General features: G+C 71.3%; 6 protein-coding genes. 1 reads left to right on the forward strand and 5 read right to left on the reverse strand.

What is annotated here, in order from left to right; genetic code table 11:
- The 5 genes from P409_RS26400 to P409_RS26420 form a co-directional block, all read right to left on the reverse strand.
- The coding region (locus P409_RS26400; RefSeq protein WP_034845436.1) for a sugar kinase at nucleotides 1-783 on the reverse strand (783 nt) is incomplete at its 3' end.
- Nucleotides 784-820: 37 nt separating this feature from the next.
- Nucleotides 821-1,840 carry an aldo/keto reductase gene (locus tag P409_RS26405; RefSeq protein WP_034845438.1) on the reverse strand — a complete coding sequence of 340 codons (1,020 nt, stop codon included), beginning with the start codon at nucleotides 1,838-1,840 and terminating at the stop codon, nucleotides 821-823.
- Between the two features lie 31 nt (nucleotides 1,841-1,871).
- Entirely contained in the window at nucleotides 1,872-2,870 is a 999-nt protein-coding gene (locus P409_RS26410) for a Bug family tripartite tricarboxylate transporter substrate binding protein (RefSeq protein ID WP_034845440.1), read from the reverse strand.
- Between the two features lie 127 nt (nucleotides 2,871-2,997).
- Nucleotides 2,998-3,771, reverse strand: coding sequence for an FCD domain-containing protein (locus P409_RS26415; protein ID WP_081991806.1), 774 nt, complete (start codon nucleotides 3,769-3,771; stop codon nucleotides 2,998-3,000).
- Between the two features lie 49 nt (nucleotides 3,772-3,820).
- Nucleotides 3,821-4,573: an SDR family oxidoreductase gene (locus P409_RS26420; protein WP_034845442.1), complete on the reverse strand. Its 753-nt coding sequence runs from the start codon at nucleotides 4,571-4,573 to the stop codon at nucleotides 3,821-3,823.
- A gap of 68 nt (nucleotides 4,574-4,641) precedes the next feature.
- Here P409_RS26420 and P409_RS26425 point away from each other — a divergent pair.
- Nucleotides 4,642-5,003 (forward strand): hypothetical protein (locus P409_RS26425; RefSeq protein ID WP_430515663.1); only part of this gene is annotated, 362 nt, incomplete at its 3' end.

The following is a 5,003-nucleotide window of genomic DNA, read 5'->3' on the forward strand; positions in this document are numbered from 1 at the left end:
GCCGGCGTTGAAGCTGTCGCCGGCCGCGGTGGTGTCGACCGGGGTCACGACGCGCGGCACCGGCACCGTCGTCACGCCCTCTGCCGTGGCGATGTGGCAGCCCTCGCCGCCGCATTTCACCACGATCTCGCCGACGCCATAGCCGCGCAGCCGGGCGATGGTGGCCTGCGGGTCGGAATCGCCGAACAGCGCCTGCTCGTCGTCGAAGGTCGGCAAGGCGTGGGTGGCCAGCGCAAGGAACCGCGCGAACACGGCCTGTGCCCTGGCCTTGTCGGGCCAGCCGCGCGGCCGGTAATTGCCGTCGAAGGCGATACGCGCGCCTTTGGCCCTGGCCGCCGACAGCGCCGCATGGAAGGCGTCACGGCCGGCATCGCTGTACAGCGACAGGGTGATGCCGGAGAAGTAGAGGAGATCGTAGCCGGCCAGCGTCCCGGCCAGTTCGCCGGCGCCCGGCAGTTCGAAGACCTCGCGCGCGGGCGCCCGGTCGCGCCAGTAGTGGAAGGTGCGCTCGCCCCTGTCGTCGGTGCGGATCATGTACAGGCCCGGCACCCGGCCGGGCAGGCGCGGCACCAGCCCCGTCCCGACCCCTTCCGCCTGCCAGCGGGCCAGCATCTCGTCGCTGTACGGGTCGTCGCCCAGCGCGGTGACGTAGTCGACCGCGACGCCCTGGCGGGCCAGGTACACCGCGGTGTTCAGCGTGTCCCCGCCGCTGGCCAGCTGGGCGTCGCCGCCCGGCTTCACCGCGATCTCGATCATGCACTCGCCGATCGATGCCACCCGCATTGACACAATCCCTTCCCGGCTTACGGCCGGGGCCCGCTCACGGGGTCGGCGCGTCCGCTCGAATCAAGCTTTCGGATTTCAGATCCGACCACAGCCCGGCCGGGATCGGGTAGCGGAAATTCTCGACATTGCGCGTCACCTGCTCGGGCGACAGCGCACCTGGGATGACCGAGGCGACGCTGGGATGGCCCAGCGGGAACTGCAGCGCCGCGGCGGCCAGCGGCACGTTATGCGCGGCGCAGACCCGTTCGATCCGGCGGCAGCGCTCCAGCTCCTCCGCCGTCGCGTCGCGGTAGTTGTACTTGGCGCCCGCGACCGGCCCGGTGGCGAGCAGGCCGGAGGCGAAGACGCCGCCGATGACGATGCCGGCACCGTGCCGCTGGCACAGCGGGAACTCCTCCGCCAGCGGCTCCTGGTCCATCAGCGTGTAGGGCATCGCCACCAGGAAGGCGTCGAGGTCGGCGGCGTCGAGCAGCTTCGGGATCATGCCCATGACGTTGATGCCGGCGCCGACCGCGCCGACCACGCCGGAGGATTTCAGCTGCTCCAGCGCCCGCCAGCCGGAGGCGGAGATCTGGTCGAGATGGGCGCGCACCCGCGCGTCGGTCTTGTGGTGCGGCAGGTCGAGGTCGTGGATCAGCAGCAGGTCGATCCGCGGCAGGGCCAGCCGCATCCAGATCTGCTCCACCGCCCGCATGATGCCGTCATAGCCGTAGTCGAAGACGATGTCGAAGGGCAGGCCGCCGGCCCATTTGTCGGAATGGAAATTCGCCGGGTCGGGCGACGGCCTGAGCCAGCGCCCGACCTTGCTGGAGACGCGGAACTCGCCGCGCTTCTGGCCGTGCAGGAAGCTGCCCAGCCGGTGCTCGGCCAGGCCCAGCCCATACCAGGGCGCGGTGTCGAAATAGCGGATGCCGGCATCCCAGGCCGCCTGCAGCGTGGCATGCGCCTGCGGCTCCGGCACCTTGACGAAGAGCTCGCCGAGCGCCGCCGAGCCGAAGCCGAGCGTGGTCACCTCGAGGTCGGTGCGCCCCAGGCGGCGGGTGTCGATCGGCATCGGCGGAGCCCTTCGGTCGTCGGTGGTCGGGTCACTGGGAATCGGCGGCGCCGGAGGCCTCGACGATCGGGGCCCATTTCGCCAGCTCGGCGGTCACATGCTTGGCCAGCTCGTCCGGGGTCGAGCCGACGACCGTGGCGCTGAGATCGGCCAGGCGCGGCTGCGTGGCCGGGTCCTTCACCGCCTTGACCGCCGCGGCGTTCAGCCGGTCGATCACCGCCTGCGGCGTGCCGGCCGGGGCGAACAGCGCGTTCCAGGTGTAGGTTTCGTAGCCCGGCACCCCCGCCTCCTCCATCGTCGGCAGGTCGGGGAAGCTGGCCGAGCGGGTCTTGGTGGTGACCGCCAGCGGCCGCAGCGTCCCCGCCTTGATGAAGGAGGTGGAGGACGGCAGGTTGTCGAACATGATCGGCACCTGGTTCGCCACCACGTCGTTCAGCGCCGGCCCGGCGCCGCGATAGGGAACATGGACCATGTCGACGCCGGCCATGCTCTTGAACAGCTCGCCCGACAGGTGCAGCGGCGTGCCAATGCCGGAGGAGGCGTAGCTGTACTCGCCGGGCTTGGACTTCAAGAGCGCGATCAGCTCCTGCACCGTCTTGGCCGGCACGTCGGGATGCACCTCCAGCACGTTCGGCACCAGCACCAGCAGCGAGACCGGCGCGAAATCCTTCATCGGGTCATAGGGCATCTGCTTCATGACCGCGGGGTTCAGCGCATGGGTCGCGATCGTGCCCATCAGGATGGTGTAGCCGTCCGGATCGGCCTTGGCGACGGCGTCGGCGCCGATATTGCCGCCCGCGCCGGCCTTGTTCTCGACGATCACGGTCTGGCCGAGATCCTCGGTCATCTTCTCGGCAATCAGCCGGGCGATCAGGTCGGTCGACCCGCCGGCCGCGAAGGGCACCACCAGCGTCACGGTGCGCGACGGGAAGGCGTCGGCGGCCAAGGCCGGGCCGGCCGGCAGCGCCATGCAGGCCGCCAGGCCCGCGAGCAGGACGGATCGTCGGAACAGGCCGTGCAGGATGGTCATGCGTCTCCCCCTGGCTCGATCAGCGATGCGGTTGTGATTGTGAGCCGGGCATGGCCTTGCTGGCGCCCGTTGGGCCGGGATTGTCGCGGAGGCCGGCGGCGCTGGCAACCCGCGCCGCCGGATCCGGTCAGGCGGGAACGTCCGCCGCGATCGCGGCTTCGGGGCTGGCGGCCTCGAGCTCGCGGGCGCTCTGGTTCATGATGAACTGCATCGCCTTGCGGGCCGCCCGGGCGTCGCCGGCGGCGATGGCTTCATAGACCGCGCGGTGGTCGCCGACCGCCAACGGGAAGGCCCGGTTGCGCCGCGCCTGGGCCTGGAAGCTCATGGTCAGCAGCGGGCCGAGGATGGTGCTGAGCCGCTCGATCAGCGCGTTGCGGCTGGCGGCGAACACCGCCAGGTGGAAGCGGACATCGGCGCTGTAGAAGGCGCGCGGGTCCTCGCCCGCCTTCTCCATCTCGTCCAGCGCCTCCTGGATCAGCGCCCGGTCCTCGGGCTGCGACCGCCTTGCCGCCAGCTCGGCCGCCGCCGGCTCGATCGCCCAGCGCAACTCGACCAGGTCGCGCCGGAAGCTGGGGATCAGGGCCTCGGGCGAATGCCAGCCGAGGATGTCGGGGTCCAGCAGGTTCCACGCCTCGCGCGGGCGGACGCGGGTGCCGGAGCGGCGCCGCGGCTCCACCAGCCCCTTGGCCGCCAGCACCTTCACCGCCTCGCGGATCGCGCTGCGGCTGGCGCCGTAGGTCTCGGCCAGCTCGCCTTCGCTCGGCAACGTGTCTCCCGGGGGAATTTGGCCGGATACGATCCGGGCTCCGATATCGTGGACCACCCGGCCATGCAGGCCGGCGGAAGGATACCCGTTTTTCTTCATGCCGCGGTCTTCGACCTTCTTTGGATCCTGGGCCATTGTCGCCGAAATCTCCCGCGTTGCAATGATTTGACAAAAAACCGGGGTGTCAGCGCCCCCCCGACACGTCGATCGTGGTCGCCGTCATGTAGGAGGCGGCGTCGGACAGGAGGAACAGCGCCGCCTCGGCGATCTCCTCCGGCCGGCCGATGCGGCCGATCGGGATGCTCGGCGCCACCGCGTCCAGCACCGACTTGCCGCCGATATGGTCGTCGTTGATGTCGGTGTCGGTCAGGCCGGGGCGCAGGCCGACGACGCGGATGCCGTCGGGCGCGACCTCGCGCGCCAGGCCGGTGGTGAAGGAATCGACCGCGCCCTTGGACGAGGCATAGGCCACCTCCTGCGGCAGCCCGCCATGCCGGGCCGCGACCGAGGAGATGTTGACGATGACGCCGCCCGGCCCGCCCTGCCGCCGCGACATCCGGCGGATCGCCTCGCGGCTGCAGTGGAACATGCCGAAGACGTTGACGGCGTAGAGCGCGGCCAGGGCCTGCGGGTCGTCCAGCCCGTCGACCCGGCTTACCGGGCCGATCACTCCCGCATTGTTGATGAGGGCGGTGACGGGCCCGAGCACCCGGTCGACCTGCGCGAACATCGCCGTCACCGCGGCACTGTCGCCGACATCGGCGGCGAAGGCGGCGGCTTCGCCGCCCGCCGCCTGGATCCCGGCCACCAGCGCCTCGGCCGCGTCGCGCGACCGGCCGTAATTGACCGCCACGCGCCAGCCCCGGGCCGCGCCCAGCCGGGCGATAGCGGCGCCGATTCCGCGGCCCGCGCCGGTGACGAGCAGCACCCCGGCCATGGCATCCTCCCTCTTGTCCGACGAATGAGCGTAGCATGAGGATAAAAGCCCTACCAATGGAGCGCGCGATGGCAATCGATCTCCATGCGGCCGCCGGCATCCTGGCCGACCACCGGCTGCGGCCCGACGCCTTTCCCGGCCTGCCGGAGGCGCTGCGACCGGGCGATCTCGCCGAAGCGCGCCGGCTGCAGGACGCGACTCACGAGCGGCTGTCCGCCGCCGGCTTGGGGTCGCGCGTCGGCTGGAAGATCGGCTGCACCACCCCGGTGATGCAGCGCTTCCTGGGCATCCCGGAGCCCTGCGAGGGCGGGATCTTCCAGGCCAACGTCCAGGCCGGCCCCGGCCGCTTCCCGGCGGCGGCGCATCGCCGCATCGGCGTGGAATGCGAGATCGCGGTCCGCCTCGGCCGCGACCTGCCGCCGGGCCAGCA

The sequence above is a fragment of the Inquilinus limosus MP06 genome (assembly GCF_000767795.1).
GTDB lineage: Bacteria > Pseudomonadota > Alphaproteobacteria > DSM-16000 > Inquilinaceae > Inquilinus > Inquilinus limosus_E.